Below are 1,217 nucleotides of genomic sequence, written 5' to 3'. Positions count from 1 at the left end.
TTCGGCATGGTGGGCATGGCGATCGCCATCCTGACCACCGCCGCGCTGATCGTGCAGCTGTCGGGCGGCAAGGCGATCGGCATGGGCTGGGTGCTSYTGGGCCTGGTGGCGGGCGGGGGCTACGGCGCCTACCGGGCCMGGACCGTCGAGATGACGCAGATGCCCGAGCTGGTGGCCTTCTTCCACAGCATGATCGGCCTGGCGGCGGTGTTCATCGCGGTGGCCGCGGTGGTCGAGCCCTGGGCSTTCGGCATCACGGCGGCGCCGGTACAGGCACTGATCGGCGCCAACACGCCCGAGGGCGCCGTGATTCTCGACGGCTTCGTGCGCTACGCCATCCCCGCGGGCAACCGGCTGGAGCTGTTCCTGGGCGCGGCSATCGGCGCGATCACCTTCAGCGGCTCGGTGATCGCCTTCGGCAAGCTGTCGGGCAAGTACAAGTTCCGCCTGTTCCAGGGCGCGCCGGTGGCCTTCCGCGGCCAGCACMAGCTGAACCTGGTGCTGGGCCTGTTGACCATCGCGCTGGGCCTGGTGTTCGTGGCCACCGAGAGCTGGAGYGCCTTCCTCGCGATGCTGGTGCTGGCCTTCGTGATGGGCGTGCTGATCATCATCCCGATCGGCGGCGCGGACATGCCGGTGGTGGTGTCGATGCTCAACAGCTACTCGGGCTGGGCRGCCGCGGGCATCGGCTTCAGCCTGAACAACGCGATGCTGATCGTGGCGGGCTCGCTGGTGGGCAGCTCGGGCGCGATCCTGAGCTACATCATGTGCAAGGCGATGAACCGCTCGTTCTTCAACGTGATCCTGGGCGGCTTCGGCGGCGAGGCGGCCACGGCGGCCACCGGCGCCAAGGAGCAGCGCCCGGTCAAGAGCGGCAGCGCCGACGAYGCGGCCTACATGCTGAGCAACGCCGAGACGGTGATCATCGTGCCGGGCTACGGGCTGGCGGTGGCGCGGGCCCAGCACGCGGTCAACGAGCTGGCCGAGAAGCTCACCCACAAGGGGGTGACGGTGAAGTACGCGATCCATCCGGTGGCCGGGCGCATGCCGGGGCACATGAACGTGCTCCTGGCGGAGGCCGAGGTGCCCTACGACCAGGTGTTCGAGATGGAGGACATCAACGGCGAGTTCGCGCAGGCCGACGTGGCGATCATCCTGGGGGCCAACGACGTGGTGAACCCGGCGGCGCTGCAGAAGGGCACGCCGATCTACGGCAT

At 68.9% G+C, this 1,217-nt stretch carries 1 protein-coding gene; it reads left to right on the top strand.

Translation table 11 applies throughout. The features are described from left to right. Nucleotides 1-1,217: NAD(P)(+) transhydrogenase (Re/Si-specific) subunit beta (locus AB4Z46_RS35285; protein ID WP_442288204.1), on the top strand; the 1,217-nt coding region annotated here is incomplete at both ends.

The sequence above is a fragment of the Variovorax sp. M-6 genome, from assembly GCF_052114385.1.
Classification (GTDB): domain Bacteria; phylum Pseudomonadota; class Gammaproteobacteria; order Burkholderiales; family Burkholderiaceae_C; genus Variovorax.
Note: the sequence above shows the minus strand (reverse complement) of the source record. Positions and strands in the feature narration are given on the sequence as shown.